This is a genomic window from Nocardia blacklockiae, assembly GCF_015477355.1.
Taxonomy (GTDB): domain Bacteria; phylum Actinomycetota; class Actinomycetes; order Mycobacteriales; family Mycobacteriaceae; genus Nocardia; species Nocardia blacklockiae.
Map to the genome: position 1 here is coordinate 68,271 of NZ_JADLRJ010000008.1, position 26,084 is coordinate 94,354.

The following is a 26,084-nucleotide window of genomic DNA, read 5'->3' on the forward strand; positions in this document are numbered from 1 at the left end:
CGATCTCACAAGCCGAGCGTGTTCGGTCCTTGCTGTGCTGAGACGATAACTCCAGTTCGTTGTTACTGGAGTGAACGGTGATGCGAATGTTACAAGATAGGCGCTGCGGGGGGCCGACACGCGCGCCGGTAATCTGTTCCACGCCTGCCACCCGAACCGAAAGTCTGCGCGCCGTGAACCGACACCCCCGCCGGATCGCCCTCGCCGCGCTGAGCCTATCGGTGCTGGCCCGGATGTTGTGGATGCTGTTGGCGCCCAACGGCATGAACCTCGTCGACCTGCACGTCTACGTGGACGGCGCGGCGAGTCTGGGCAGCGGCCACCTCTTCGACTACACCTACGCGGAGAAGACGCCCGACTTCCCGCTGCCCTTCACCTATCCGCCGTTCGCGGCCGTGGTGTTCTATCCGCTGCATTTCCTGCCGTTCACGCTGGTCGCGGTGGCGTGGCTGCTGCTGATCGCGGCGGCGCTGTACGCGGTGGTGCGGATCAGCTTCGCGCTGCTGCTCGGGGCGGCGGCGCGGGAAAGCCGTTGGCGCACGGCCGCGATCGCGTGGACCGCGGTCGGGCTGTGGCTCGAACCGACCCGGACCACCATGGACTACGGACAGGTCAACGTGTTCCTGGTGCTGGCGGGCATGGCCGCGGCCTATTACACGGCGTGGTGGCTGTCGGGCCTGCTGGTCGGGGTCGCGGGGGGAGTGAAACTGACGCCCGCGGTCACCGGGCTGTACTTCCTGACGCAGCGCCGGTGGGCGAGCGCGGTGTGGGCGGCGGTGGTCTTCGCGGCGACCATCGGCGTGAGCTACGCGATCTCGCCGGGGGAGACGCGCACCTATTTCGGGCCGCTGATCGGTGACGCGAATCGGATCGGGCCGGTCGGCTCGGTGTGGAACCAGTCGCTGCGGGGCGCGCTGACCCGGATCCTGGGCTACGACGTCGGCGCGCCCTGGCACGTCGCCGGGCACCGACTGCCGTTCGGTCCGTGGTGGCTGGCCGGCGCCGTCGTCGTGGCGGTGCTGGCCTACTTCGCCTGGCGCGCACTCGATTCCGGGGACCGGCTGGGCGCGCTGCTGGTGGTGCAGCTGCTCGGGCTGATGTTGTCGCCGATCTCCTGGTCGCATCACTGGGTGTGGCTGCTGCCGTTGGTGCTGTGGCTGCTGTACGGCCCTTTGCGCGCGGTCGCCGGTGCGCGGATCCTCGCCGGGTACTGGCTGGTGACCACGCTGATCGGGCTGCCGTGGGTGCTCTCGTTCTTCCAGCCGACCATCTGGACGATCTCCCGGCCCGGCATCCTGTCCTGGCTCGGCGCGGTCGACGCGATCGGGGTGGTGGCGTTCTATCTGTGGGTGATCCGGGCGCGCCGGGCCGCGCCGCCGGAGGACGCCGGTGTCAGCTCTCCTGAGCCAGCCGGTCGATCGTCCGGGCCAGCTGGACGTCCAACCCCGTGAGCCCGCCCTCGGAGTGGGTCGACAGGGTGAATGTGACGCGCCGCCACCGGATATCGATGTCGGGATGATGGTTGGCGGCCTCGGCCTCGCCTGCCACCCGGCGCACCAGCTCGATACCCGCCAGGAAGGACGGGGCCTCGACGGTGCGGGCGATGCTGTTGCCGGTCTGGGTCCACTCCGGCAGATCCTGCAGTGCGGCCGCGAGTTCGTCGTCGGACAGTAGTGGGGTGCTCATACCCCGGTTCTACCCCTCGGCTCAGGCCGCACGCGCCTGCTTCAGATACTTCTTCAGGCCTTTTCCGCAGACGCCGGCCGACTCGGCCTTCTTCATCCGCATGATGACCACAGGGCATTTCACGCAGCGCGTCTTCTTGCGACAGCACTTCTTCTTAGGCTTCAGGCGGGACACCTGCTTGGCCTTGACCTTGCCCATGCAGGTTAGCTTAACCTAACAAGTGGGCCGGGTGCCTCCCCGGGCCGACCGAGCGCGTCGGCCGTTTCGGTACTGTGTAGCTGGCCGCATGCCCGGTGAGTCACTCGTCCACCTGTCTTGCACGGACCCTCTACGGCGAGGGTTGGCCGGCAACCATCTCATCAGCAGGAGGATTTCACGTGTCGTCTGTCGAGTTCCGCAACGTGGCGATCGTTGCTCACGTCGACCACGGCAAGACGACGCTGGTCGACGCGATGCTCCGGCAGTCCGGCGCGTTCGCCGAGCGCGCCGAGCCGGTCGACCGGGTGATGGACTCGGGTGACCTGGAACGCGAGAAGGGCATCACCATTCTCGCCAAGAACACCGCGGTGCACCGGCACAACGCCGACGGCAGCGTCACCGTGATCAACGTCATCGACACCCCGGGTCACGCCGACTTCGGCGGCGAGGTGGAACGCGGGCTGTCCATGGTCGACGGCGTGGTGCTGCTGGTCGACGCCTCGGAAGGCCCGCTGCCGCAGACCCGTTTCGTGCTGCGCAAGGCGCTCGCCGCGTCGCTGCCGGTGATCCTGGTCGTCAACAAGACCGACCGTCCCGACGCGCGCATCGAGGAGGTCGTGGAGGAGTCCCACGACCTGCTGCTCGACCTCGCCTCCGACCTGGACGACGAGGCCTCCGAGGCGGCCGAGCTGGCCCTGGACCTGCCGGTGCTCTACGCCTCCGGCCGCGAGGGCAAGGCCTCCACCCGGCGTCCCGAGAACGGCAACGCCCCCGACGCCGAGAACCTCGACGAGCTGTTCGAGGTGCTGCTGAAGTGCGTGCCCGCGCCCAAGGGCGACCCCGCCGCGCCGCTGCAGGCGCACGTCACCAACCTCGACGCCTCGCCGTTCCTGGGCCGCCTCGCGCTGCTGCGCATCCACAACGGCACCCTGCGCAAGGGCCAGAACGTGGCGTGGATGAGCGCCGACGGCGTCAAGAACGTGAAGATCACCGAACTGCTGAAAACCGTGGGCGTGGAACGCAATCCGGCCGAGGAGGCGGTGGCCGGCGACATCGTCGCGGTGGCCGGCATCCCCGACATCATGATCGGTGACACCCTGGCCGACCAGGAGAAGGTGGCCGCGGGCGAGGATCTCGCGCTGCCGCGGATCACCGTCGACGAGCCCGCCATCTCGGTGACCGTCGGTATCAACACCTCGCCGCTGGCCGGCCGCAACGGCGGCACCAAACTCACCGCCCGCCTGGTGAAGGCCCGGCTGGACCAGGAACTGGTCGGCAACGTGTCGCTGCGGGTGCTACCCACCGACCGCCCCGACACCTGGGAGGTGCAGGGCCGCGGCGAGCTGGCGCTGGCCATCCTGGTGGAGACCATGCGCCGGGAGGGCTTCGAACTCACCATCGGCAAGCCGCAGGTGGTCACCCGCACCGTCGACGGCAAGGTGCACGAGCCCTACGAGGAGCTGACCGTCGACGTGCCCGAGGAGCACCTGGGCGCGGTCACGCAGCTGCTGGCCGCGCGCAAGGGCAAGATGGTGCAGATGACCAACCACGGATCCGGTTGGGTCCGGATGGAATTCATCGTGCCCTCGCGCGGGCTCATCGGCTTCCGCACCGACTTCCTCACCGAGACCCGCGGCACCGGCATCGCCAACGCCGTCTCGCACGGGTACGCGCCGTGGGCCGGGGAGATCCGCGCGCGGCACACCGGTTCGCTGGTGTCCGACCGCGCCGGGGCCGTCACCCCCTACGCCATGCTGCAGCTGGCCGACCGCGGCACCTTCTTCGTGGAGCCGGGCGCCGACACCTACGAGGGCATGGTGGTCGGCATCAACCCGCGCGCGGAGGACCTCGACATCAACGTCACCCGCGAGAAGAAGCTGACCAACATGCGCAGCTCCACCGGCGACGTGCTGGAGACGCTGGCCCGCCCGATGGTGCTGGATCTCGAAGGGGCGCTGGAGTTCTGCGCCGGCGACGAGTGCGTCGAGGTCGGCCCGGACGTCGTCCGCGTCCGCAAGGTCATCCTGAACGCCACCGAACGCGCGCGCGAGCTGTCCCGCCGCAAGGCGCGCGATCGCGCCGCTCAGAACGCCTAGCGGGGTGCGGGCGCGGCGGCCTGTAGAGTGCCGGACGTGATGCCGGGTTCAGCAATTCGGGCCGGGTGGCGCGCGGTGGCGGCGGTGGCCGCGATATCGGTGACGGTGCTCGCCGGGTGCACCGCGAACCCGCCGCCGCCGATCGAGAGCACCGACAGCCCCAAGACACAGCCCGCCGAGCCCACCAAGAGCACGGTGGTGGTGGCCGTCGACGACATCGGGATCGGGTTCAATCCGCACTTGCGGTCCAACCAGTCGCCGGCCACCAACGCGGTGAGCTCGATGGTCTTCCCGAGCCCGTTCCGGCCGGTGCCCTCGCCGGCGGTGCCGGGCGCGACCGACTGGGCGCCCGACAGCGCGCTCATGGTGTCGGCGGACGTGAGCGCGCAGGAGCCGTTCACCGTCACCTACAAGATTCAGAACCAGGCGTCCTGGTCGGACGGCGCGCCGATCGCGGCCGAGGACTTCCGGTACCTGTGGCAGCAGATGATCACCCAGCCGGGTGTCGTCGATCCGGCCGGGTACCGGCTGATCTCGGATGTGAGTTCGTCGGCGGGCGGCAAGACGGTGACGGTCGCGTTCCGGGAGCCGTATCCGGCGTGGCGGCAGTTGTTCACCGACCTGCTGCCCGCGCATCTGCTGAAGGACTCGCCGGGCGGGTTTCAGCGCGCGCTGGCCGTCGAGCGCGGCCTGATCGATCAGAATCCCATCTCGGGCGGGCAGTTCCGGGTCAAGCAGGCCGATTCCGGCCGCGAGGAGATCCTGCTCGAACGCAACGACCGCTACTGGAGCACGCCCGCGGTGCCGGATCAGATCCTGCTGCGCCGCGGCGGCACCACCGCGCAACTGGCCGAGTCGCTGCGCTCCGGCGACGCGCAGATGGCGCTGGTGCGCGGCGGCACCGCGACACAGGCTCAGCTGCAAGCGATTCCGGCCGTGCGCACGTCGATCATGCCGCAGGCGCGCGAGTTGCAACTGGCGCTGAACGGCCGTTCGGGCGACCTGTCCGATCCGCGGGTGCGGCACGCCGTGCTCGGACTGCTGGACCCGACGCTGCTCGCCACCGTCGGCGCGCAGACCGGTTCGTGGTCGGAACCGGCTCGCGCGCAGGTGCTTTCGCCCTCCGATCCCGGGTACGCGCCGACCGCGCCGCCGCGGCCGTCGGCGGAGGAGGCGTTCGCGCTGCTGGCCGAGGCCGGCTTCGCCCGCGCGCCCGAGACACCGGTGGGCAACTCGCCGACCTCGCCCGCGCCGCAGCCGCGGCAGCTCGCCAAGAACGGCAAGACCCTCGCCGTGCGGCTCGCCGCGGTCGACAAGGACACCACCGCGCTGGCCGTCGCCAACACCGCCGCCGACACGCTGCGCAGCGCGGGCATCGACGCGAGCGTGCGCAGCCTGCCCGCCGAGGAGCTGTACGGCAAGGAACTGCTGGCCGGCAATATCGACGCGATCGTCGGCTGGGACCGCGCGGGCAACGACCCGGCCACCGTGCTGGCCTCCCGCTACGGCTGCCCGCCCGCGCCCGCCGCCGAGACCGACCAGACGTCGTCGCAGGTGGAGGACATTCGCAAGGCGCCGAGCAATATCTCCGGGGTCTGCGATCCGGCGCTGCAACCGGCGATCGACACCGCGCTGCGCGGGACCGACGTGCCCAAGGTGCTCGGCGACGTCGAGCCCCGGCTGTGGGAGCTGGGCGTCGTGCTGCCGATCATGCAGGACAACGGCGTGGCCGCGGCCAGCTCGCGGATGGACGGGGTGTCGCTGAGCGGCGCCATCGAGGCGGGGATCTTCGGCGGGGCCGCGACCTGGCGACGGCTGTCGTGAGCGACGCCGACGGCGGCCTGCTGCTGGTGCACGCGCACCCCGACGACGAGTCGATCGCCACCGGCGGCACCATCGCGCTCTATCGCCGCCGCGGCGTTCCGGTGACCGTGGTGACCTGCACGCTCGGCGAGGAGGGCGAGGTCATCGGGGAGCAGTGGGCGCGGCTGGTCAGCGCGCAGGCCGATCAGCTCGGCGGCTACCGGATCGGCGAATTGTCCAGGGCGCTGGCCGCTCTGGACGCCGGACCGCCGCTGTTCCTCGGCGGTGCCGGGCGGTGGCGCGATTCGGGCATGGCGGGGGAGACCTCCGATCCGCGGCCGCTGGAGACGCTGCATCCGCGCGCGTTCGTCGACTCCGGTGACGAGGCGGTGCGGGAGTTGGTGCGGGTACTGCTGGCGGTGCGGCCGCAGGTGGTCGTCGGCTACGACCCGCGCGGCGGCTACGGGCATCCGGATCACGTTCGCGCACACCGGGTCACGATGGCCGCGATCGACGCGGCGGCCGAACAGGGCTGGTCGGTCCCGAAGGCCTACTGGACGGTGACCGATGCCGAGGTGCTGCGCCTGCACACCGAGGCGCTGGCGCGGCGCACGGTCGACCGGCTGCCCGGGGCGTTGCCGCCGGGGTGGCGGCTGCCCGCGGCGGGCGAGCTGCCGAGTGTGCCGAGCGAGTCGGTGACCACCGCCATCGATGTGTCCGAGGTGCTGGCCGCCAAGCGCGCCGCGCTGCGCGCGCACGCGACCCAGGTGAGCGTGGCGCCGTCCGGGCGGGAGTTCGCGCTGTCGAACGACATCGCCCAGCCGGTGCTGCCCGAGGAGCATTTCGTGCTGGTGCGCGGGCGGCTCGGCCCGGTCGGCGCGGACGGGCGCGAACACGACCTGTTCGCCGGTCTGCCGGTGGCCGCGGGCGAATCGCGCTGAGTGCTGGGGGCGCACCGGGCCGGACCCGCGCCGCCTAGACTGGCGCGCATGTACAACTGGAGCCTGCAGGACGCGATCGTGGCGTTCGTCGAGAGCCAGAAGCCCCATTGGCAGGCGCAGCACGATCTGTATCTGTCGGTGCTCTACGGATTCGTGGACATGCAGAGTCACCTGCTGACGCTGCTCGGCTTCCCGCCGGTGCCGTGACGGCCACCTCGATGGGCCGAGTGCGTCCGGCGCCCGGCGCGCAGGCGCCCGGCTGGGCACCGCTCGGCGGCGTGCTGGCCGGGGTGCTCGTGTTCGACGGTGTGCTGTCGCTGGCGCTCGAGGTGCTGTACCTGCCCAGCTATCTCGGCGGCACGCCGTTCCCGATCTCGGTGCTTGCCGCGGCGGTGGTGAACGTGCTGCTGGTGATGGGCATGGGCGTGGTGGTGGCCCGGCCGGCGGCCATGGCGCTGCCGCTGCTGGCGTGGTTGCTCGGGTTCCTGATCTGCTCGGCCAGCGGACCGGGCGGCGACGTGCTGCTCACCGACAGCTGGACCTCGCCGCTGCTGCTCGGGTGCGGGCTGATCCCGGCGGGCTTCTACCTGTTCCGCCGGGCCTTCCTGCGCCCGCGCGACTGAACCGCGCTACCGCGCCGCGCGGTAGCCGAGGTGGCCCGGGGTCACTTCTTCGATGAGTTCCCACGCGCGCGCCACCGGTACGTCGACCACGTGGTAGCGCTTCTTCCCGGCCGCCGTGGCCGCGACCAGGGTGGCGAGTCCGGCGCGGCGCTGGAGGAAGGTCTGGCGCACGGTCCAGCCGATGATGCCGGGTGCTTCGAGACAGTCCCGGTCCCGGTCCAACGAGCCGCTGCGGGTGATCAGCCAGGTCGGCCGCTCGGCGGTGGCGGGCAGCACCGCATGGCCCAGCCCCCGGTACCGGTCGTGCGCCAAAGCCGTTGCCCCGAGGGCGATCACACCCAGCACCGCCCACGCCCACACCGGAACGCTCACTCCCGCAACGGCAATCGCGATCAACGCGACCGCGACCACCGCCACCGGTGCCAGCGCGCGGGTATAACGACGTCGCCGCGCCTGCGGCCCGTGCGGGGTCAGCGCGATCCTCGCGGGGGCGGCGGCATCCTCAGCCTCGGCTCGTGTGGGCGGCGAAAGCGCCTGTGCCGCACCGGTGGCGGATTCGAATGGGGGGCCGGTTGCGGCATCCGCAGGGGAGAGGGGTGTGGCCCGGGTGCGGAGTGGGCGGGAGGCGAGGAGGTGGCCGAGGGTGCGGTCGACGGCGGCCCGGGGAGCCTGGGGGAGGATCTTCTGTCGGGGGTTGGTGCCGACCATGACGGCCTCGAGTTCGGCGCCGCCGGCCAGACGCAGCAGGAGTGGCTCGTTCACGGTCGCGCCGCGCAGGCGGGTCAGGTCGAGAGTGGTCTGGCGGGTGGTGAACAGGCCGTGGCGGATGTGCAGGGTGCGGCCGTCGTCGAGCACGCGCAATCCGTGGAACGTGGTGAGATAGCGCGCGCACCCGGCCAGGCTGACGATCGCGATCACCGCGACGACCAGCGCCGCGATCACGAGTGTCAGGAACCACGCACTGCGTTCGCCCACGTTGTGCACGGCGTCCGAGCGGAACACGGCCTCGGCGAGGCCGTACTGGAACGCCAGGCCGACCACCGGTGCGACGAGCGCGAACCCGGTCAGCGACAACGGTGCGTAGCGCACCCAGTTCGGTTGCCAGTGGCCGATTTCCACGCTCTCGCGGCGCGTGGGCGGCTGCGCCGTGCTGGGATCGCTACTGCCGGAGGAGGATTCGGTGAGTGCCGTGGCATCCGAAACTCCTTGTGCGTCAGCGGTTTCGGTGTCGCGCAGGTGCTTCAGCAACTCGGCGCGCATCCCCGGCACCAGCCGGGCGTCCAGGGCGTCGAGCTTGAACTGCTCGTCCTTGCCCGCCTGCTGCCCGGTCCCGATGGTCAGCACCGCCAGCCCGAGCAGCCGGTGCAGCGGCGAGGCCTCGATGTCGACCGAGCGAATCCGGGTGCGCGGCACCGCGAGTCGCTTGCGTTGCAGCACCCCCGTGCGCAACTCCAGATTGTCCGGGCCGATCCGATAGGTGGTGGTGAACCAGCGGGCGATCGCGAACCCGACGATGACGGCGAGCGCCACCAGCCCCCACCCCGGATTGTCGTTGCGGGTGCCGACGATCACCGACAGGACCAGCACCGGAATGTAGCGGCCCACCTCGCGCACGGGATGCACCAGCAGCATGCGCTTGTCCAGCCGCCGCCAGACGTCGTGCGTCGCCTGCGCGGCGACCGGTCCGGAGGGCTGGGTCACGTCGCGTCTCCCCGGTGCAGCGCGGCGATCTCGGTCAGCCGGGCCACGGTGCGTTCGGCGACGGGCCGGTCGAGTGCGCTGATCCGGACCGCGCCCGCCGACGACGCGGTGGTGACGGTGACGGTGGCCAGCCCGAGCAGCCGTTCCAGCGGACCGCGCTGGGTGTCGACCGTCTGCACCCGCGTGATCGGCGCGACCCGGCTCTCCTGCGTGAGCCATCCGGTGCGGGTGTAGACCGCGTCGTCGGTGACCTCCCACCGGTGCACCGCGTAGCGCCACAGCGGCACGGCGATCACGCTGACCGCGGCCACCACCAGCGTGGCGAGCACGGCCGCGAGTTGTGCCGCCCGGTGCTCGGCGTCGACCAGCACCCAGACCAGCTCGCCGAACAGCACGACCGCCCACCCGGCCGCCGGCCCCAGCGCCCACAGCAGGCGCGCGCGGGGACTGGGCCGCCACGCGGGATCGGCCATGATCGTGCGACCGGCCGCGGTCCGGTCGGAGGGTTCTGCCATGCAGTCATCGTTGCACGGAATTTCGCCTTGCCGCCGGTGCGAAGCCCGGATCGCATTGTGCCCCGGCCGGACCGGAACGAATCCGCCGCGCATGGAATAGGCCGCTCGCGGGCCGGGTTGTGTCACGGCACAGGCACCGGAGGAGGAACACTCGAATGGTTGGCGCATGATCGAGGGCGTGACGGATCTACCGAACCCTGGCATCCCGCCCGCACCCCCGACCGCCTCGGCGATGCGCCGGGCGCTGCGGCGGGCCCGCGACGGAGTGACCCTCAACGTCGACGAGGCCACCGTCCTGCTGCACGCCCGCGGCGACGACCTGGTGGAGCTGAGCCGGCACGCCGCCCGGGTCCGCGACGCCGCCGTGGAGTCGGCGGGCCGGTCCAAGACCATCACCTACTCCAAGAACGTCTTCATCCCGCTGACCCGATTGTGTCGGGACCGCTGTCACTACTGCACCTTCGTCACCGTGCCGGGCAAGCTGCGCGCCGAGGGCAAGGGCATGTACCTGGAGCCGGACGAGGTGCTCGATATCGCCCGCCAGGGTGCCGCGCTCGGCTGCAAGGAAGCGCTGTTCACCCTCGGCGACCGCCCGGAGGACCGCTGGCCCGAGGCCGCGCAGTGGCTCGACGAGCACGGCTACGACTCCACCCTGGACTACCTGCGCGCCGTGTCGATCATGGTGCTCGAGGAGACCGGGCTGCTGCCGCACCTCAACCCCGGCGTCATGTCGTGGGAGGAGATGTCCCGGCTCAAGCCGGTCAGCCAGTCCATGGGGCTGATGCTCGAGACCACCGCGACGCGGCTGTTCAGCGAGAAGGGCAACTGCCACCACGGCAGCCCGGACAAGGACCCGGCGGTGCGGCTGCGCGCGCTGACCGACGCCGGGCGGCTGTCGGTGCCGTTCACCACCGGCATCCTGGTGGGCATCGGCGAGACGCTGCGCGAGCGCGCCGAATCCATCATGGCGATTCGTAAGCAGCACAAGGCGTTCGGGCACATCCAGGAAGTGATCGTGCAGAACTTCCGGGCCAAGGACGACACCGCGATGCGCGAGGTCCCCGACGCCGACATCGAGGAGTTCCGGGCCGCGGTCGCGGTGTCGCGGCTGGTGCTCCCGCCGGACGTGGCGGTGCAGGCGCCGCCGAACCTCGTGTCGCGCGAGGAGTGCCAGGCGCTGATCGATGCCGGCATCGACGACTGGGGCGGCGTGTCGCCGGTGACGCCGGACCACGTGAATCCCGAACGGCCCTGGCCGAATCTGGACACCCTGGCCGAGATCACCGCGGCCGCGGGCTACCGGCTCGCCGAACGCACCTCGGCGCACCCGCGCTACGTGCGCGCCGGGAACCCGTGGATGGACCCGCGCATCGGCGCGCACGTCGCGGCGCTGTCGGACCTGAACACGGGGCTGGCGCGGCCGGACGCGATCCCGCAGGGCCTGCCGTGGCAGGAGCCGGACGAGTCGTGGGAGTCGACCGGCCGGGTGGACCTGAACACCGCCATCGACACCGACGGCCGAAACACGGACGCGCGCAGCGACTCCGGGCTCGGCGACGACCTGGTCGGCGCGTTCGGCGACTGGGAGACGATCCGCGAGCAGGTCCGGGAGCTGGCCGCGGCCGCGCCGGAGCGCTTCGACGCCGACGTACTGGCCGCGCTGCGGGCCGCCGAGCGCGACCCGGCCGGGCTCACCGACGACCAGTATCTGGCGCTGGCCACCGCCGACGGGGCCGAGCTGGACGCGATCGCCGCGCTGGCCGACCAGTTGCGCCGCGACACCGTCGGCGACGACGTCACCTACATCGTCAACCGCAACATCAACTTCACCAACATCTGCTACACCGGCTGCCGGTTCTGCGCGTTCGCGCAGCGCAAGGGCGACGCCGACGCGTTCTCGCTGTCCGCGGAGGAGGTCGCCGACCGCGCCTGGGAGGCGCACGTCGAGGGCGCCACCGAGGTCTGCATGCAGGGCGGCATCGACCCCGACCTGCCGGTCACCGGGTACGCCGACCTGGTGCGGGCGGTGAAGAAGCGGGTGCCGTCGATGCATGTGCACGCGTTCAGCCCGATGGAGATCGTCAACGGCGTGTCGCGCAGCGGGCAGAGCATCCACGACTGGCTGTCGGCGCTGAAAGACGCTGGGCTGGACACGATTCCGGGCACCGCCGCGGAGATCCTGGACGACGAGGTGCGCTGGGTGCTCACCAAGGGCAAGCTGCCCACCTCGGCGTGGATCGAGGTCGTCACCACCGCGCACAAGCTCGGCATCCGGTCCAGCTCGACCATGATGTACGGGCACGTCGACAGCCCGAAGCACTGGGTGGGGCACCTGCGGGTGCTGCGCGGAATCCAGGACGAGACAGGCGGTTTCACCGAATTCGTGCTGCTGCCCTTCGTGCACCAGAGCGCGCCTTTGTACCTGGCCGGAGCCTCCCGCCCGGGCCCGACCATCCGCGACAACCGCGCCGCCCACGCCCTGGCCCGCATCATGCTGCACGGCCGCATCGACAACATCCAGACCAGCTGGGTCAAACTGGGCACCAAGGGCACCCAGGTGATGCTCAACGGCGGCGCCAACGACCTCGGCGGCACCTTGATGGAGGAAACCATCTCCCGCATGGCCGGCTCCCAGCACGGCTCCGCCAAAACCGTAGCCGAACTGACCGACATCGCCACCGGCATCGGCCGCCCCGCCCGAGAACGCACCACCCTCTACGGCAAACCCCCACACCGCACCCCCGCACTGACCCTGACCACGACCTGAGCGAACTCCGCGGAATGCTCTGCGCTGCAAGTGCCTTCGGGCCGACCTCGAGGTCGGCCCGAAGCTGTAGGGGTTTACGCGGGGGTCGGGTGGCGGTCGCGGTGGAGCATGTAGAGGGTGAGGGGTGGGGCGGTGAGGGTCAGGGCGGCGGCCAGTAGGGGGAGGGTGTGGAGGCCGGGGCCGTCGGTGAGGGTCCAGCCGCCGAGGCGGCCGGCCGCGGCGGCCGCGAGTTGGTAGCCGGAGGCGTTGAGGGCGATGCCGAGGGTGGGGGCGGCCGCGGCGGCGGCGAGTACGCGCGATTGCATGCCGGGGATGACGGCGAAGGTCAGTGCGCCGAGTGCGAAGACGAGAATCGCTGCGGCGACGGGGTTTTCACCGGCGGCCCAGAACAGGGCCAGGGTGGCGGCCAGTGCGGTGAGCAGGCCCAGCAGGGTGGGTAGCAGGGCGCGGTCGGCGAGCCGGCCGCCGAGGTGGTTGCCGACCACCGCGCCCGCGCCGTAGACCAGCAGCAGCGCGGGCACCGCGGCCGCGCCGAAGCCCGCGACCTCGGTGAGCAGCGGCGCGATGTAGGTGAAGACCGCCACCGCGCCGAGGCTGCCCAGCGCGGTCAGGGCGATGGCGAGCAGCAGCTCCCGATCGGCCAGCACCCGCAGCTCGCCGAGGGCGGAACCGGTTGCGGCGGGCGGATATTCGGTGACGAAGCGCTGCACCATCAGCAAACCCAGCGCGGCGCAGACCGAGACCGCGGCGAAGGTGACGCGCCAGCCCAGGTGCTGGCCGACGACGGCGCCCAGCGGCGTGCCGAGCACGATGCCCAGGTTCATGCCGAGCGCCACCTGCGCGATCGCCGAGGCGGCCCGGCCTTCCGGCGCGTTCAGCACCGCCGTCGCGATCGCCACCGCGAAGAAGGTGGCCACGATCAGCCCGGCCGCGAACCGCGTGAGCAGCAGCACCGGATAGGACGGCGCGACCGCCGAGGCCAGGTTCGCCAGCACCGCGAACCCGACCAGGCCGGGCACCAGGCGCCGCCGCGACATCCGGGCGGTCAGCACGGTGAGCACCGGGCCGCCGACGATCATGCCCAGCGCGTAGGCCGTGACCAGCAGGCCCGCCGAGGACACCGGCACCGTGAGGTCGCGCGCGACCTCCGGCAGGATCCCGGCGATCGCGAATTCACCGGTCGTGAGGCCGAACACGACCAGCATCAGAGACAGCAGAGGGAGTCGCATCACCACTCCAAGTAGTTACAGCTCGAATAATTCGAACTATAACTATCACAGCTCGAATGATCCTGGCTAGACTCGTGTCATGGCCCGGCCGGAGACCACGTCGCATACACCCGTGGACACCGAGATCGATCGCGACGTGTGCCGACTCGTGCACTCGTTCACCCATCGCCTCGACGTGCACGTCCGGCGCGTCGCCGAACAGCTCGGCCTGACCCCGTCGCAGGTCATCGCGCTGCGCGAGCTGTCGGAACCGATCACCGCGCGGGAGCTGGCCGTGCGGATGACGTGCGAGCCCTCGAATGCGACCTTCGTGCTCGATAGGCTGGAGGCTCAGGGACTGGTCGAGCGCAAACCACACCCCCGCGACCGGCGGGCCAAGCAGATCGAACTCACACCGGCCGGACGCGACAGCCGAGCGGCCGTGCTCGCCAGGCTCGGCACGGGATCACCGTTGACCTCGTTGACCGGAGATCAGCAGCGGGAATTGCGCGAGCTGTTGCGGTTGTTGGTCTCGACGGTGGAAAGCGATCCGGCCGAACAGGTTTCGTGATCGGGGCAGGAGCGCCGCGACCGGGGGCGGAAGGGCTGCCCGAGCAGTGCGGGGTGCGCCGAAGTTAGGCAAGGCTGACCAGTAGTAATGTAAGTGCGCCGGGATACTGTTTGCGCGGGCGGAGGTATCCCGCAGGCAAGGACCCAGACTAGGAGAGCGGCAGTGCCGTACATCATCGCTGAACCGTGCGTTGACGTGAAGGACAAGGCGTGCATCGAGGAATGCCCCGTGGACTGCATCTACGAGGGCAACCGCATGCTGTACATCCATCCCGACGAGTGCGTGGACTGTGGTGCGTGTGAGCCGGTGTGCCCGGTGGAGGCCATCTTCTACGAGGACGACACGCCGGACCAGTGGAGCGGCTACGTCAACGCCAACGTCGACTTCTTCGACGACCTGGGTTCGCCCGGCGGCGCCACCAAGGTCGGCAAGGTCGACTACGACCCGCCGTTCATCAAGGAACTGCCGCCGATGGCGAGCGAGTAGCCGGCGTTGTTCGAGCGTGGCCGGGTCAGCGCGCTGCTGCCCGATTTTCCTTGGGACACCATCGCTTCCGCGAAGGCGCGGGCGGCGGCCCATCCCGACGGTCTGGTGGACCTGTCGGTCGGCACGCCCGTCGACCCCGTCGATCCGCTGATTCGCACGGCCCTCGCGGCGGTGGCGGAGGTGCCCGGCTATCCGACCACGCACGGCACGCCCCAACTGCGCGCGGCCGCGGCCGACGCGCTGAAGCGGCGCTTCGGCATCACCGGTGTCGAGCCGGACGCGGTACTGCCCGTGATCGGCACCAAGGAGCTGATCGCCGGACTGCCGCGGCTGGTCGGCCTGGGCGCGGGCGACCTGGTGATGATTCCCGAGGTCGCCTACCCGACCTATGAAGTGGGTGCGCTGCTGGCGGGCACCCGCATCGCGCGCGCCGACGGCCTCACCCGGCTCGGGCCGGAAACCCCCGCCCTGATCTTCCTGAACTCGCCGTCCAACCCGACCGGCCGCGTGCTCGGCGTCGAGCACCTGCGCAAGGTGGTCGACTACGCCCGCGAGCGCGGCGCGGTGGTCGCGTCCGACGAGTGCTACCTCGGCCTGGCGTGGGACGAGCGGCCGCTGTCGATCCTCGATCCCGAGGTGTGCGGCGGCGACCACACCGGGCTGCTGGCGATCCACTCGCTGTCCAAGACCTCCAATCTGGCGAGCTATCGCGCCGGGTTCGTGACCGGTGACGCCACCCTGATCCGCGAACTCCTGGAGGTGCGCAAGCACGCCGGGATGATGGTGCCGTTCCCGGTGCAGGCCGCCATGACCGCGGCACTCGGCGACGACGCGCACGAGGACCGGCAGCGCGAGCGCTACCGGGCGCGCCGCGAGGTGCTGCGAAAAGCCTTGCGGGACGCCGGTTTCCGCATCGACCACTCACAGGCGGGCCTATATCTGTGGTCGACCCGCGGCGAGAACTGCCGCACCACGCTGGACTGGCTGGCCGACCGCGGCATCCTCGCCGCCCCCGGCGACTTCTACGGTCCCACCGGCACCGAACACGTCCGCATCGCCCTCACGGCCACCGACGAGCGCATCGCCGCCGCCGCGAAACGCCTGGCCGAGTAGGAGCGGAAGCGCCTCAGTCGCCCGGCGCCGCGTAGACCAGGTGGACCAGGGGGTACGGGCGGCCCTCGGAGTCGGTGTCCGAGCGGCCGGTGACGACGAAACCGTGGTGGCGGTAGAAGCCGAGCGCCTGGGGGTTCTGCTCGTTGACGTCGACGGTGAGTGCGGGGTAGCGGTCCAGCGCGGCGCGCAGCAGGGCCGATCCGACGCCGCTGCCGCGGTGGGCGTCGTCGATGAACAGCATCTCGAGCTGGCCTGCGGCCAGGCCGGAGAAGCCGACGACGCCGCCGTCGATAGTGGCGACCGTGAGGTCGACGACGGGAAAGTAGTCGTCGGCCAGGTGACTCTGGATATCCGCGAAATCCTCCGGCGTCAGGAAGTGGTGCGTCGCCAGGACCGCGCTGCGCCACACTTCCACCAGCCGCGGGAATTCGGCGGGTCCCGCGCACGGCCGCAGCCGGATCTTCTCGTCGGTCACGTTAGGGATGGTAAGGGGTTGCGCGCGAAGTCCCCTCGGGATCAGACCAGCGGCCGGCCCAGCCGTCGGCGCAGGCGCATATCCGCCAGGTAGGTGTTGAGCGGGGCCGCGCGGAGCACGGCGGGCAGGCGCGTCCACACGGCCGAGATCGCCTTCAGTACCAGGCGGAATCGGCGTTCGTCGCGGGCGGTCCAGGTCATGCCCATCTCGTCGCGCAGGTGCTGGGGCAGCAGCGCGGTCACGGTGAAGCGGTGGAAGCGGCCGAACACCACCTGCACCGGGCGCGGGGTCATCCGCAGGTCGATCAGGTCGTTGAAGTAGCGGCGCACCGGCTCATCGATGGTCCGCCGGGCCAGGTTCTCGTCCCAGTACCGGAAGAAGGCGGCGCGGTCGGCCGGCCACAGCTCCGGCCGCATCTGCAGCGTGGTGCCGAGCCGGGCGCTGTAGCGGTAGAACTCCTCGGCCAGTTCGGGTTCCATCGGTCCGCGCATTCGGGTGTAGAGGTCGTCGACGCCCCAGTACAGGCAGGCCGCCACCCACAGCTGCAACTGGGGGTCGAAGGCGTTGTACTTCACCGGCGCGCCCGGCTTCGAATGCACCGGCCGATGCGAGCCGTTCACGGCTTCCCGGTACGCCCGGCGGTCCTCGTCGCTGCCCATCCAGGCCACGGCCAGATAGGTGAGGGTGGTGCGCAGCCGCTTGAGCGGGTGCAGTGTCACCTTGCCGCTGTCGACCGTGCTCTCCAGCACGCCGTAGCCGACCGGCGGATGACTGAGCTGCATGATGACGTTCGCGGCGCCACCGAGGAAGGCGGCGATCCCGTCGATGTGGTCGCGGACGGTTTCCGGGGTCAGGGTGGACTCGGAGGGCTCCGGCTGGGGGCCGGTGTCGCGCAGGGCGGCGGTCATCGTCGACACGTCTCCTCGATATGTGAGAAACTTAGAGCCTCACCTTCTCATCGAGTGGCGCGACCTGTCAATGATCATGGTGGGTGCGGAATGACGATGTGCGATGATTCGACTGTCATCGTATCGAGCGGAGAGGGGATCGGGTCATGGCCAAGCTGGCCAAACTGCTGCCGCTGGTGCGCGGGGCGGGCGCCGACGACAGTCAGTCCCAGGTGCTCGACGCGGCGCTGCTGGCCTTCCTCGACTTCGGCATCAAGCGGACGAGCATGGTCGAGGTGGCCCGCCGGGGCGGTCTCTCGCTCGCCACGCTGTATCGCCGCTTCGCGGGCAAGTCCGACCTGATCCAGGCCGTGGGCATGCGCCAGGCGCGCCAGTTCATCGATCAGGTGGACGCGGCCGTGCAGCGGCAGATCGACCGCGACGCCAGCGCCGAGGACCAGATCGTGGAGCTGTTCGTGGCCTTCCTCGACGGGCTGCGCGGCAACCGGCTGCTGGATCGGCTGCTCAAGACGGAGCCGGAGACCGTGCTGCCGTATCTGACCGTGCACGGCGGTCCCGTGATCGAGCTGGGCCGAGACTACCTGGCCGAGTTCGTCACCCGCTTGCAGTCGGAAGGCAAACTGCCGCAGTACGATCCGCAGCCGCTGGCGGAGATGATCGCGCGCACCTCGCTGTCGATGGCGCTGACCCCGCAGACCGTCATCCCGCTCGACGACGACGCGGCGCTGCGCCGTTTCGCGCGCGAGCACGTGGTGCCGGGCTTCCGGATCCCCTGACTAGACCAGCGGCAGCCCGAGCCGGCGGCGCAGGCGCAGGTCGAGCAGAAAAGCGTTGACGGGGAACACTTTCACCGGCGCGGGCATCCGCGCCTCGACCGCGCCGACGCTGCGCAGCAACCGGGCCAGCCGGCGGTCGTCGCGTTCACTCCAGCGCAGGTCCAGTTGCTCGCGCAGGTGCGGCGGCAGCAGACCCGCCACGACGAAGCGGTGAAAACGCCCGAACGCCAGCTGGATCGGCCGCGGGAACATCTTCAGATCGATCAGGTCTTCGAAATACTCGCGCACCGGCGGATCGATGGTGGTCCGTGCCAGGTTCGCGGTCCAGTACCGGTCGAATGCCGCGCGGTCGGGCGGCCACAGCTCCGGCGGCATCTGCAAGGTGGTGCCGAGGCGGGCCGCGTGGCGGTAGAAGGCGTCGCCGTCGGCCGCGGCCATCGGTCCGTGCATCCGTTCGTGCAGGTCGCGCGCGCCCCAGTACAGGCAGGCCGCCACCCACAGTTGCAGCCGGGGGTCGAAGGCGTTGTACTTCACCGGGCTCGTCGCGGTCGAGCGGACGCTGCGATGGGACCGGTTCACCGCCTCCCGGTAGGCGGCGCGCTCGTCGTCGCTGCCCAGCAGGGCCACCGCGAGGTAGGTGAGCGTGGTGCGGGTGCGCTTGATCGGGTGCACGAAGATCTTGCCGCTGTCCACGGTGCTCTCGACCACGCCGTAGCCGACCGGCGGCGCGCTGAGCTGCATGATGACGTTGGCCGCCGCGCCGAAGAAGGCCGCCGACCCGTCCACGTGGCGGGTGATGTCGAAATCGCGGCGCGGCGAGCTGAATTCGTGCCTCGATGCGCGAAGCGGGCTGGTCATCGTCGACCCCGTTGTCCGTGAGAAAGCTGTTCATCAACGCTCTCACCCACTCACCGTTGTGTCAACCGTCACATGTCACAACTCGGTGGCCGATCCGGCGTGCGCCGAGCCCGGGTGCGCGTTGGTAGGTTCGGTCGTGTGTCGTATGGGTCGTTGCCGCTGTTGAGATCGCTGGATCCGGCCGCCGTCGCCGCCGGGGCGGATATTCCGGATGCCGTCACCATCGACGGGACCACGTTGTCGCGCAGCGACCTGGTCGGCGCGGCCACCTCGGTCGCGGAGCGGGTGGCCCGCGCCCAGCGGGTGGCGATCCTGGCGCGCCCGACCGTGACGACCGTGCTCGCGGTGGTCGGCTGCCTCATCGCGGGGGTGACCGCGGTGCCGGTGCCGCCGGACGCCGGTGCGGCCGAACTCGAGCACATCCTGACCGATTCGGGTGCGCAGGCCTGGCTGGGTGAGGCACCGGAAGGCGCCGCGCTGCCGGTGATCCCGGTGCGGCGGCACGCGCGATCCTGGCACGTGTATCCCGAACCCGCGCCCGACACAACGGCTTTCGTGCTCTACACCTCCGGAACCACCGGTGCGCCCAAGGGCGTGATGCTCGGCCGGGCCGCCATCGCCGCCGGACTGGACGCGCTGGCCGAGGCGTGGGCGTGGACGCCGAAAGACACTCTGGTGCACGGGCTTCCGCTGTTCCACGTGCACGGCCTGATCCTCGGTGTGCTGGGTCCGCTGCGGGTGGGCAGCCCGCTGGTGCACACCGGCAAACCGACCCCGGCGGCCTACGCGGCGGCCCGGGGCACGCTGTATTTCGGCGTGCCCACGGTCTGGTCCCGCATCGCCGAAGACCCCGCCGCCGCAAAGGAACTGGCGAACGCCCGGCTGCTGGTGTCGGGGAGCGCGCCGCTGCCGGTGCCGGTGTTCGAGCGGCTGCGCGAACTCACCGGGCACGCGCCGGTCGAGCGGTACGGCATGAGCGAGACCATGATCACGCTGTCGACCCGCGCCGACGGCGAGCGCCGCCCCGGCTGGGTGGGCACGCCCGTCGCCGGCGTCCAGACCCGGCTGCGGGACGAGGCGGGCGCGGCGGTGCCGCACGACGGCGAGAGCATCGGCGGCCTGCAGGTGCGCGGCCCGATGCTGTTCGACGGCTACCTGAACCGGCCCGACGCCACCGCCGCCTGCTGGACCGAGGACGGGTGGTTCGTCACCGGGGACGTGGCCGCCGTCGACGCCGCGGGCTTCCACCGCATCGTCGGGCGCGAATCGGTGGATCTGATCAAGTCCGGCGGCTACCGCGTCGGCGCGGGGGAGATCGAGACATGCCTGCTCGGGCATCCCGACGTCGCCGAGGTCGCGGTGATCGGAGCGCCCGACGCGGATCTCGGGCAGCGCATCGTCGCCTACGTGGTGGCGCGGGACGGAGCCGCGCCGGTGGAGCGGGAGCTGATCGACCATGTGGCCCGGCAACTCTCGGCGCACAAGCGGCCCCGGGAGGTGCGGGTGGTGGCGTCGCTGCGGCGCAACGCGATGGGGAAGGTCCAGAAGAAGCTGCTGGGCTGACCGGGGGCGGCGCTACGCGGTTGACCTCGACCGCGCTCGAGGTTGTACGGTCGGCGCATGATCGCAACGCTGTCGCCCGCCCAGATCGAGTACCTGCGCAGTCAGCGGCTGGGGCGGCTCGCCACGATTCGCCCGGACGGGTCGCCGCAGAACAATCCGGTGGGCTTCCGCTACAACGAGGCGCTCGGCACGGTCGACATCGCCGGGCACAACATGGGCGCCTCGCAGAAGTTCCGCAACCTCGCCAAGGAGGCGCGGGTGGCGTTCGTCGTCGACGACATCGCCTCGGTGCAGCCGTGGGAGGTGCGGTGCCTCGAGATCCGCGGCACCGCACAGGCTTTGCGCGATGTCGACACCTATCTCGCCGGCGGCTCGCGGGAACTGATCCGCATCACGCCCGAGCGCGTGCTGGCCTTCGGCATCGAATGACGTTCGCGCACAGCGCACCCCGTGGCCGCGGCGGGCGCACGGGGTGCGGTGGGCGTCAGTTCGCGTGCAGGGCGGCGTTGAGTTCGATGCCGGTGCCCTTGCGCGCCACCACCTCGACCGTGCCGGTCAGGGAGTTGCGGCGGAAGAGCAGGTTGGGCTGTCCGGACAGCTCCAGCGCCTTGATGGTCCGGCCGTCGGGCAGCGCGACCTTGGTGCCCGCGGTGACGTAGAGCCCCGCCTCGACGACGCTGTCGTCGCCCAGCGAGATGCCCAGGCCGGCGTTGGCGCCGAGCAGGCAGCGCTCGCCGATCGAGATGACCTGCTTGCCGCCGCCGGACAGGGTGCCCATGATCGACGCGCCGCCGCCGATGTCGGAGCCGTTGCCGACCACCACGCCCGCGGAGATGCGGCCCTCCACCATCGACGCGCCCAGCGTCCCGGCGTTGAAATTCACGAAACCCTCGTGCATGACCGTGGTGCCCTCGGCGAGGTGCGCGCCCAGGCGCACGCGGTCGGCCTCGGCGATGCGGACGCCGGTGGGCAGCACGTAGTCGACCATGCGCGGGAACTTGTCCACCCCGTACACGGTGACCGGGCCGCGGGCGCGCAGCCTGGCGCGCACCAGCTCGAACTCCTCGACCGCGCAGGGGCCGTGGTTGGTCCACACGACGTTGGCGAGCAGCCCGAACTGGCCCTCGAGGCTCAGGCCGTGCGGCGGCACCAGCCGGTGCGAGAGCAGGTGCAGGCGCAGGTAGACGTCGTGGGTGTCGACCGGGGCCGCGGACAGGTCGGCGATGGTGGTGCGCACCGCGATCACGTCCACGCGGCGGGCCTCGTCGAAACCGACCAGCTCGGCGAACCGGGTGTATTCGGGGTCGGCCGCGCTCAGCTTCGTGGTGCCGGTCTCGGCGAACTCGCCGAGTTCCGGATACGGAAACCAGGTGTCGAGGATCGTCCCGTTCACGGTCACCGTCGCGAGGCCGACTGCGGATGCTCCCTGAGTACTCACGCGATGCAGTGTATGCAATCGGAGACGGAGCCCTGTATCGCAGGCGACACCGCACTCCGCGCGGTCGCTAGGGTGGCTGGAATGACCATCGATCTGCGCGCCGACCCCATCACTCTCGCCGCAGCCCTCGTCGACATCCCGAGCGTGTCGCGGGACGAGGCCGCGATCGCCGACACCGTGACCTGGGCGCTGCGCGAGCAGACCACCGGCTTCGAGGTGCTGCGGCACGGCAACACGGTGCTCGCCCGCACCGACCGGGGGCTGCCGAACCGGGTGATCCTGGCCGGGCACCTGGACACCGTGCCGATCGCGGGAAATGTGCCGGGGCACTTCGACACCGAGAACGGCGCGGAGATCCTGCACGGGTGCGGCAGCGTCGACATGAAGTCCGGCGACGCGGTCTTCCTGCACCTGGCCGCCACCGTCGCCGACCCGGTGTGCGACCTGACGCTGATCTTCTACGACTGCGAGGAGATCGCCGCCGAGTTCAACGGCCTGGGCCGCATCGAGCGCGAGCTGCCGCAGTGGCTGGACGGCGACCTGGCCATCCTGGGTGAGCCCTCGGCCGGCTGGATCGAGGCGGGCTGCCAGGGCACGCTGCGGGCCCGGCTCACCGTGTCCGGGACGCGGGCGCATTCCGCGCGAGCGTGGCTGGGCGACAACGCGATCCACAAGCTGGCGCCGATCCTGGAACGGCTGCGCGACTACCGGGCCCGGCAGGTCGACATCGACGGCTGCGTGTACCGCGAGGGTCTGTCGGCGGTGCGGATCGGCGGCGGCGTGGCCGGCAACGTGGTGCCCGACGAGGCCGAGGTGGTGGTGAACTTCCGCTTCGCCCCCGACCGTTCCCTGGACGAGGCCACCGAGCATGTGCGCCAACTCTTCTCGGGTCTGGACGTGGGCTTCGAACGCACCGACGGCGCTCCCGGCGCCCTGCCCGGCCTCTCCGCCCCGGCCGCGAAGGACCTGATCGAGAAGGTCCACGCCCACGGCGGCGGCGGAGTGCGCGCCAAGTACGGCTGGACCGACGTCTCCCGCTTCGCCGCCCGCGGCATCCCCGCCGTCAATTTCGGCCCCGGCGACCCCAACCTCGCCCACAAGGTCGACGAGCGAGTCCCCACTGCCCAGATCACCGCCGTCACCCAAATCCTCCGCAGCTACCTGACAGGCAACAGCCGGCCGGTGTAAAGGAGGCGGTGCCGGCAATTCAGTACCCTGTGCGCATGTCGACCGACTCCGAGCCTGTGGCCTCCCGATCGCCGAAGTCGGCGCCGAAGTTTCGCGGGCCGATAATGTTGCGGCGCGATCGCAAGGAGGGGAGCGGCACCACCGACCAGCATCTGCTGGACGGGCGGGGGCCCACCGACTGGGTGCACACCGATCCGTGGCGGGTGCTGCGGATCCAGAGCGAATTCGTGGAGGGTTTCGGGGCGCTGGCCGAGATCCCCAGGGCGGTGGCCGTATTCGGTTCCGCGCGCACCCAGGTGGACACGCCGGAGTACCAGGCCGCGCGGGCCATCGGCAGCGCGCTGGCGCACGCGGGCTTCGCGGTGATCACCGGCGGCGGCCCGGGCGTGATGGAGGCGGCCAACCGCGGCGCCTCGGAGGCGGGCGGCTTCTCGGTGGGGCTGGGCATCGAACTGCCGATGGAGCAGGGCCTCAACGAGTGGGTGGATCTGGGCATCAACTTCCGCTACTTCTTCGCCCGCAAGACCATGTTCGTGAAGTACTCGCAGGCCTTCCTGTGCCTGCCGGGCGGCTTCGGCACCCTGGACGAGCTGTTCGAGGCGCTGACGCTGGTGCAGACCCGCAAGATCACCCGCTTCCCGATCGTGCTGTTCGGCACGCGCTACTGGGGCGGGCTGATGGAGTGGCTGCGCGATTCGCTGGCGGGCTCGGGCAAGGTCTCGCCCGGTGACCTGAATCTGCTGCACGTCACCGACAGCGTCGAGGAGGTCGTCGAGATCGTGCTGGCCGCCGCCGAGAGCCGCGCCGAGTACGCGCCGGGCACGGAGGACCAGTGGTGAGCGAGCGGCCCTACGCGGTGTGCGTGTACTGCTCGGCCAGTGCCGCGGATCCGGCGCAGCTGCGGCTGGCCGCCCAGGTCGGCACCGAGATCGCCCGGCGCGGTTGGCAATTGGTGTCCGGCGGCGGCCACGTGTCGATGATGGGCGCGGTGGCGACGGCGGCGCGGGCCGGCGGCGCGCACACGGTCGGCGTCATCCCCAAGCAGCTGGTGCACCTGGAGGTCGCCGACGTCGACGCCGACGAGCTGGTGGTCACCGACACCATGCGGGAACGCAAGAAGATCATGGAGGCCCGCGCCGACGCCTTTCTCACCCTGCCCGGCGGCATCGGCACACTGGAGGAGTTCTTCGAGGCCTGGACCGGCGGCTATCTCGGCATGCACGACAAGCCGCTGGTGGTGCTCGACCCGCACGGGCACTACCGCGGGCTGTTCGACTGGCTCGACGGCATTCGCGACGGCGGCTTCGTCGGGCAGGGCGCCCTGGACCGGATCACCGTGACCGCGGACCTGACGGCCGCGTTCGCCGCACTCACGACACCGCTCCCGGAGGAACCGTGAACGATACGCAGACCAGCGTCACCCTGCTCGACATCGCCCGCCGTCTGCCGGGCATGGCCCTGGACGCCCCCGGCATGCTGCGCGGCGCGCTCGGCATGCTGGTGCGACCGGACGACAAGTCCTCGGTCGGCCTGTATTTCCAGCGCGCCGCGCGCCGCAACCCGCTGCGGACGTTCGTGCGCTTCGAGGGCCGCGAGTACTCCTATGCCGACGCCAACGCCGAGGTGAACCGGTACGCGCACGTGCTGGCCGACCGCGGGGTGGGCCGCGGCGACGTGGTCGGCGTGCTGATGACCAACCGGCCCGAGACGCTGTTCGTGGTGCTGGCGACGGTGAAGCTGGGCGCGACGGTCGGACTGCTGAATCACCATCAGCGCGAACAGGTTCTGGCGCACAGCTTCGGGCTGCTGCACAGCGTGGTGAACGTGATCGGGGAGGAGTGCCGGGAGGCGCTGGAGTCGCTGCCCGCACCGCCGGACAACCTGCTCTACACCGAGCAGCTGACGGAGCTGGCCCGCTCCGCCGACGCGGCCGACCCGCCGGTGTGCGCGGACATCCGGGCCCGGGAGCAGGCGTTCCTCATCTTCACCTCCGGCACCACCGGGCTGCCGAAGGCCAGCGTCATGACCCATCTGCGCTGGACCAAGAGCATGGCGGGCCTCGGCGGGCTGGGTATCCGGCTGCGCGGCGACGACACCATGTACTGCTGCCTGCCGCTCTACCACAACAACGCGCTGACGGTGGCGCTCGGCGCGGTGCTCGGCGCCCGGGCGACCTTCGCCATCGGCCGCAAGTTCTCCGCGTCGGCGTTCTGGAGCGAGGTGGTCGCCAACCGGGCCACCGCGTTCATCTACATCGGCGAGCTGTGCCGCTACCTGCTCAACCAGCCGGAGAAGCCGGCCGAGCGCGAGCACGCCCTGCGGCTGGCGGTCGGCAACGGGTTGCGCCCGGAGCTGTGGGACGAGTTCCGCACGCGGTTCCGGATCAAGCGCATCGTCGAGTTCTACGCCTCGAGCGAGGGAAACACCGCGTTCATCAACGCTTTCGGCGTCGACCGCACCGCCGGCTTCGGCCCGCTGCCGTACGCGGTGGTCGAATTCGACGACGACACCGGCAAGGCGAAGCGGTTCCCGGACGGCCGGCTGCGCCGGGTGCGGCCGGGCGGCACGGGCCTGCTGCTGTCCAAGGTGACCAGCCGTTCGCCGTTCGACGGGTACACCGACGAGTCGGCGACCGAATCGAAGCTGGTGCGCAACGCCTTTCGGGACGGTGACGTCTGGTTCGACACCGGCGACCTGGTCCGCGATCAGCACTGGCGGCACATCGCCTTCGCCGACCGGCTCGGCGACACCTTCCGCTGGAAGGGCGAGAACGTCGCGACCACCGAGGTGGAGGGCGCGTTCGACGGCGTCGAGCAGATCACCCAGGCCGTCGTCTACGGCGTCGACATCCCGGGCGCCGACGGCAAGGCCGGCATGGCCGCGGTGACGATGCGGCCGGACTCCGAGTTCGACGGCGTGGCGCTGGCCCGGCAGCTCTACGAGCGGCTGCCCGCCTACGCGGTCCCGCTGTTCGTGCGGGTGGTCGCCGAACTGGAGACCACCTCGACGTTCAAGAGCCGCAAGGTGGAACTGCGCAAGCAGGGCTATACCCCCGACGACGCCAGCACGCTGTACGTCCTGGCGGGCCGGGCCGACGGATACGTGCCGTACTACGACGGCTACGCCGACGAGGTCGCCGCGGGTCGCGCCCCCAAGCCCTGAGCGCGCGG

The 26,084-nt window shown here is 70.8% G+C and carries 26 protein-coding genes; 17 read left to right on the forward strand and 9 right to left on the reverse strand.

Features of this window, described 5'->3' with window-relative positions; translation table 11 throughout:
• Nucleotides 1-86 precede the first annotated feature (86 nt).
• Nucleotides 87-1,451, forward strand: a complete 1,365-nt coding sequence (locus IU476_RS23590) for a mannosyltransferase (RefSeq protein ID WP_195103521.1) — start codon at nt 87-89, stop codon at nt 1,449-1,451.
• On the opposite strand, the gene IU476_RS23595 is transcribed toward IU476_RS23590, so the two are convergent.
• Both IU476_RS23595 and IU476_RS23600 read right to left on the reverse strand, forming a co-directional pair.
• Nucleotides 1,393-1,686, reverse strand: coding sequence for a 4a-hydroxytetrahydrobiopterin dehydratase (locus IU476_RS23595; RefSeq protein ID WP_195103523.1), 294 nt, complete (start codon nt 1,684-1,686; stop codon nt 1,393-1,395). The genes IU476_RS23590 and IU476_RS23595 overlap by 59 nt on opposite strands.
• A gap of 21 nt (nt 1,687-1,707) precedes the next feature.
• The gene (locus IU476_RS23600) at nt 1,708-1,884 is read right to left on the reverse strand and encodes a hypothetical protein (protein WP_195103525.1); all 177 of its coding nucleotides are present in this window, start codon (nt 1,882-1,884) and stop codon (nt 1,708-1,710) included.
• A gap of 179 nt (nt 1,885-2,063) precedes the next feature.
• Between IU476_RS23600 and typA the strand changes: the two genes are divergently transcribed.
• From typA to IU476_RS23625, 5 genes are read left to right on the forward strand one after another with little or no spacing between them, the layout of a single operon-like run.
• Entirely contained in the window at nt 2,064-3,980 is a 1,917-nt protein-coding gene (gene typA / locus IU476_RS23605; protein ID WP_195103526.1) for a translational GTPase TypA, read from the forward strand.
• Between the two features lie 39 nt (nt 3,981-4,019).
• The gene (locus IU476_RS23610; RefSeq protein WP_195103527.1) at nt 4,020-5,804 is read left to right on the forward strand and encodes an ABC transporter family substrate-binding protein; all 1,785 of its coding nucleotides are present in this window, start codon (nt 4,020-4,022) and stop codon (nt 5,802-5,804) included.
• Nucleotides 5,801-6,724: an N-acetyl-1-D-myo-inositol-2-amino-2-deoxy-alpha-D-glucopyranoside deacetylase gene (mshB, locus tag IU476_RS23615; RefSeq protein ID WP_195103528.1), complete on the forward strand. Its 924-nt coding sequence runs from the start codon at nt 5,801-5,803 to the stop codon at nt 6,722-6,724. Before IU476_RS23610 ends, mshB begins: the two co-directional genes overlap by 4 nt.
• Before the next feature lie 48 nt (nt 6,725-6,772).
• On the forward strand, nt 6,773-6,931 hold the full coding sequence (locus IU476_RS23620; RefSeq protein ID WP_187686978.1) for a hypothetical protein: 159 nt from the start codon (nt 6,773-6,775) through the stop codon (nt 6,929-6,931).
• Entirely contained in the window at nt 6,928-7,347 is a 420-nt protein-coding gene (locus tag IU476_RS23625) for a hypothetical protein (RefSeq protein ID WP_324194233.1), read from the forward strand. Before IU476_RS23620 ends, IU476_RS23625 begins: the two co-directional genes overlap by 4 nt.
• Nucleotides 7,348-7,353: 6 nt before the next feature.
• Here IU476_RS23625 and IU476_RS23630 read toward each other — a convergent pair whose 3' ends face one another.
• Both IU476_RS23630 and IU476_RS23635 read right to left on the reverse strand, forming a co-directional pair.
• Nucleotides 7,354-8,979, reverse strand: coding sequence for a PH domain-containing protein (locus tag IU476_RS23630; RefSeq protein WP_195103952.1), 1,626 nt, complete (start codon nt 8,977-8,979; stop codon nt 7,354-7,356).
• 65 nt (nt 8,980-9,044) lie between these two features.
• A complete protein-coding gene (locus IU476_RS23635) occupies nt 9,045-9,563 on the reverse strand; it encodes a PH domain-containing protein (protein WP_195103529.1) in 519 nt (172 codons plus the stop codon).
• A gap of 166 nt (nt 9,564-9,729) precedes the next feature.
• Between IU476_RS23635 and IU476_RS23640 the strand changes: the two genes are divergently transcribed.
• Entirely contained in the window at nt 9,730-12,330 is a 2,601-nt protein-coding gene (locus tag IU476_RS23640) for a bifunctional FO biosynthesis protein CofGH (RefSeq protein ID WP_195103530.1), read from the forward strand.
• Between the two features lie 74 nt (nt 12,331-12,404).
• Here IU476_RS23640 and IU476_RS23645 read toward each other — a convergent pair whose 3' ends face one another.
• Nucleotides 12,405-13,559 carry an MFS transporter gene (locus IU476_RS23645; protein ID WP_195103531.1) on the reverse strand — a complete coding sequence of 385 codons (1,155 nt, stop codon included), beginning with the start codon at nt 13,557-13,559 and terminating at the stop codon, nt 12,405-12,407.
• 79 nt (nt 13,560-13,638) lie between these two features.
• Here IU476_RS23645 and IU476_RS23650 point away from each other — a divergent pair, with 79 nt between their 5' ends.
• The 3 genes from IU476_RS23650 to dapC all read left to right on the forward strand — a co-directional run bounded on the left by IU476_RS23650 (nt 13,639) and on the right by dapC (nt 15,708).
• A complete protein-coding gene (locus IU476_RS23650) occupies nt 13,639-14,109 on the forward strand; it encodes a MarR family winged helix-turn-helix transcriptional regulator (RefSeq protein WP_195103533.1) in 471 nt (156 codons plus the stop codon).
• Between the two features lie 162 nt (nt 14,110-14,271).
• Complete coding sequence (gene fdxA, locus IU476_RS23655) at nt 14,272-14,595, forward strand: ferredoxin (RefSeq protein ID WP_195103534.1); 324 nt, start codon at nt 14,272-14,274, stop codon at nt 14,593-14,595.
• 6 nt (nt 14,596-14,601) lie between these two features.
• The gene (dapC, locus tag IU476_RS23660) at nt 14,602-15,708 is read left to right on the forward strand and encodes a succinyldiaminopimelate transaminase (RefSeq protein WP_195103535.1); all 1,107 of its coding nucleotides are present in this window, start codon (nt 14,602-14,604) and stop codon (nt 15,706-15,708) included.
• A 13-nt stretch (nt 15,709-15,721) separates the two neighbouring features.
• Here the strand turns inward: dapC and IU476_RS23665 are convergent, their stop codons facing one another.
• Nucleotides 15,722-16,183: an acetyltransferase gene (locus IU476_RS23665; RefSeq protein ID WP_324194235.1), complete on the reverse strand. Its 462-nt coding sequence runs from the start codon at nt 16,181-16,183 to the stop codon at nt 15,722-15,724.
• A 41-nt stretch (nt 16,184-16,224) separates the two neighbouring features.
• The gene (locus tag IU476_RS23670; protein ID WP_195103958.1) at nt 16,225-17,091 is read right to left on the reverse strand and encodes an oxygenase MpaB family protein; all 867 of its coding nucleotides are present in this window, start codon (nt 17,089-17,091) and stop codon (nt 16,225-16,227) included.
• A gap of 146 nt (nt 17,092-17,237) precedes the next feature.
• Here IU476_RS23670 and IU476_RS23675 point away from each other — a divergent pair, with 146 nt between their 5' ends.
• On the forward strand, nt 17,238-17,867 hold the full coding sequence (locus IU476_RS23675) for a TetR/AcrR family transcriptional regulator (protein ID WP_195103536.1): 630 nt from the start codon (nt 17,238-17,240) through the stop codon (nt 17,865-17,867).
• On the opposite strand, the gene IU476_RS23680 is transcribed toward IU476_RS23675, so the two are convergent.
• Nucleotides 17,868-18,725: an oxygenase MpaB family protein gene (locus tag IU476_RS23680; RefSeq protein WP_195103537.1), complete on the reverse strand. Its 858-nt coding sequence runs from the start codon at nt 18,723-18,725 to the stop codon at nt 17,868-17,870.
• 153 nt (nt 18,726-18,878) lie between these two features.
• Here IU476_RS23680 and IU476_RS23685 point away from each other — a divergent pair, with 153 nt between their 5' ends.
• Both IU476_RS23685 and IU476_RS23690 read left to right on the forward strand, forming a co-directional pair.
• Nucleotides 18,879-20,288, forward strand: a complete 1,410-nt coding sequence (locus tag IU476_RS23685) for an acyl-CoA synthetase (RefSeq protein WP_228824200.1) — start codon at nt 18,879-18,881, stop codon at nt 20,286-20,288.
• 57 nt (nt 20,289-20,345) lie between these two features.
• The gene (locus IU476_RS23690) at nt 20,346-20,717 is read left to right on the forward strand and encodes a PPOX class F420-dependent oxidoreductase (RefSeq protein ID WP_195103539.1); all 372 of its coding nucleotides are present in this window, start codon (nt 20,346-20,348) and stop codon (nt 20,715-20,717) included.
• 55 nt (nt 20,718-20,772) lie between these two features.
• Here IU476_RS23690 and dapD read toward each other — a convergent pair whose 3' ends face one another.
• Nucleotides 20,773-21,726 (reverse strand): 2,3,4,5-tetrahydropyridine-2,6-dicarboxylate N-succinyltransferase, encoded by a 954-nt coding sequence (gene dapD, locus IU476_RS23695; protein ID WP_195103540.1) that lies wholly within the window; start codon nt 21,724-21,726, stop codon nt 20,773-20,775.
• Between the two features lie 81 nt (nt 21,727-21,807).
• Here dapD and dapE point away from each other — a divergent pair, with 81 nt between their 5' ends.
• From dapE to IU476_RS23715, 4 genes are read left to right on the forward strand one after another with little or no spacing between them, the layout of a single operon-like run.
• Nucleotides 21,808-22,914, forward strand: coding sequence for a succinyl-diaminopimelate desuccinylase (gene dapE, locus IU476_RS23700; RefSeq protein ID WP_195103542.1), 1,107 nt, complete (start codon nt 21,808-21,810; stop codon nt 22,912-22,914).
• A 35-nt stretch (nt 22,915-22,949) separates the two neighbouring features.
• Nucleotides 22,950-23,753, forward strand: coding sequence for an LOG family protein (locus IU476_RS23705; RefSeq protein WP_195103544.1), 804 nt, complete (start codon nt 22,950-22,952; stop codon nt 23,751-23,753).
• Nucleotides 23,747-24,313, forward strand: coding sequence for an LOG family protein (locus tag IU476_RS23710; protein WP_438944055.1), 567 nt, complete (start codon nt 23,747-23,749; stop codon nt 24,311-24,313). The genes IU476_RS23705 and IU476_RS23710 overlap by 7 nt, the downstream gene beginning before the upstream one ends.
• Complete coding sequence (locus tag IU476_RS23715) at nt 24,310-26,076, forward strand: long-chain-acyl-CoA synthetase (RefSeq protein ID WP_195103549.1); 1,767 nt, start codon at nt 24,310-24,312, stop codon at nt 26,074-26,076. The genes IU476_RS23710 and IU476_RS23715 overlap by 4 nt, the downstream gene beginning before the upstream one ends.
• Nucleotides 26,077-26,084: the final 8 nt, after the last annotated feature.

Coding starts and splice junctions, on each gene's coding strand:
- IU476_RS23630 (WP_195103952.1), bottom strand. CDS start 8,979: ATGCTGCTGGTGCATCCCGTGCGCGAGGTGGGCCGCTACATTCCGGTG.
- dapE (WP_195103542.1), top strand. CDS start 21,808: ATGACCATCGATCTGCGCGCCGACCCCATCACTCTCGCCGCAGCCCTC.
- IU476_RS23610 (WP_195103527.1), top strand. CDS start 4,020: ATGCCGGGTTCAGCAATTCGGGCCGGGTGGCGCGCGGTGGCGGCGGTG.
- IU476_RS23635 (WP_195103529.1), bottom strand. CDS start 9,563: ATGGCAGAACCCTCCGACCGGACCGCGGCCGGTCGCACGATCATGGCC.
- IU476_RS23675 (WP_195103536.1), top strand. CDS start 17,238: ATGGCCAAGCTGGCCAAACTGCTGCCGCTGGTGCGCGGGGCGGGCGCC.
- IU476_RS23690 (WP_195103539.1), top strand. CDS start 20,346: ATGATCGCAACGCTGTCGCCCGCCCAGATCGAGTACCTGCGCAGTCAG.
- IU476_RS23600 (WP_195103525.1), bottom strand. CDS start 1,884: ATGGGCAAGGTCAAGGCCAAGCAGGTGTCCCGCCTGAAGCCTAAGAAG.
- IU476_RS23620 (WP_187686978.1), top strand. CDS start 6,773: ATGTACAACTGGAGCCTGCAGGACGCGATCGTGGCGTTCGTCGAGAGC.
- IU476_RS23705 (WP_195103544.1), top strand. CDS start 22,950: ATGTCGACCGACTCCGAGCCTGTGGCCTCCCGATCGCCGAAGTCGGCG.
- IU476_RS23670 (WP_195103958.1), bottom strand. CDS start 17,091: ATGACCGCCGCCCTGCGCGACACCGGCCCCCAGCCGGAGCCCTCCGAG.
- IU476_RS23680 (WP_195103537.1), bottom strand. CDS start 18,725: ATGACCAGCCCGCTTCGCGCATCGAGGCACGAATTCAGCTCGCCGCGC.
- IU476_RS23650 (WP_195103533.1), top strand. CDS start 13,639: ATGGCCCGGCCGGAGACCACGTCGCATACACCCGTGGACACCGAGATC.
- IU476_RS23595 (WP_195103523.1), bottom strand. CDS start 1,686: ATGAGCACCCCACTACTGTCCGACGACGAACTCGCGGCCGCACTGCAG.
- IU476_RS23640 (WP_195103530.1), top strand. CDS start 9,730: ATGATCGAGGGCGTGACGGATCTACCGAACCCTGGCATCCCGCCCGCA.
- IU476_RS23590 (WP_195103521.1), top strand. CDS start 87: ATGTTACAAGATAGGCGCTGCGGGGGGCCGACACGCGCGCCGGTAATC.
- IU476_RS23645 (WP_195103531.1), bottom strand. CDS start 13,559: ATGCGACTCCCTCTGCTGTCTCTGATGCTGGTCGTGTTCGGCCTCACG.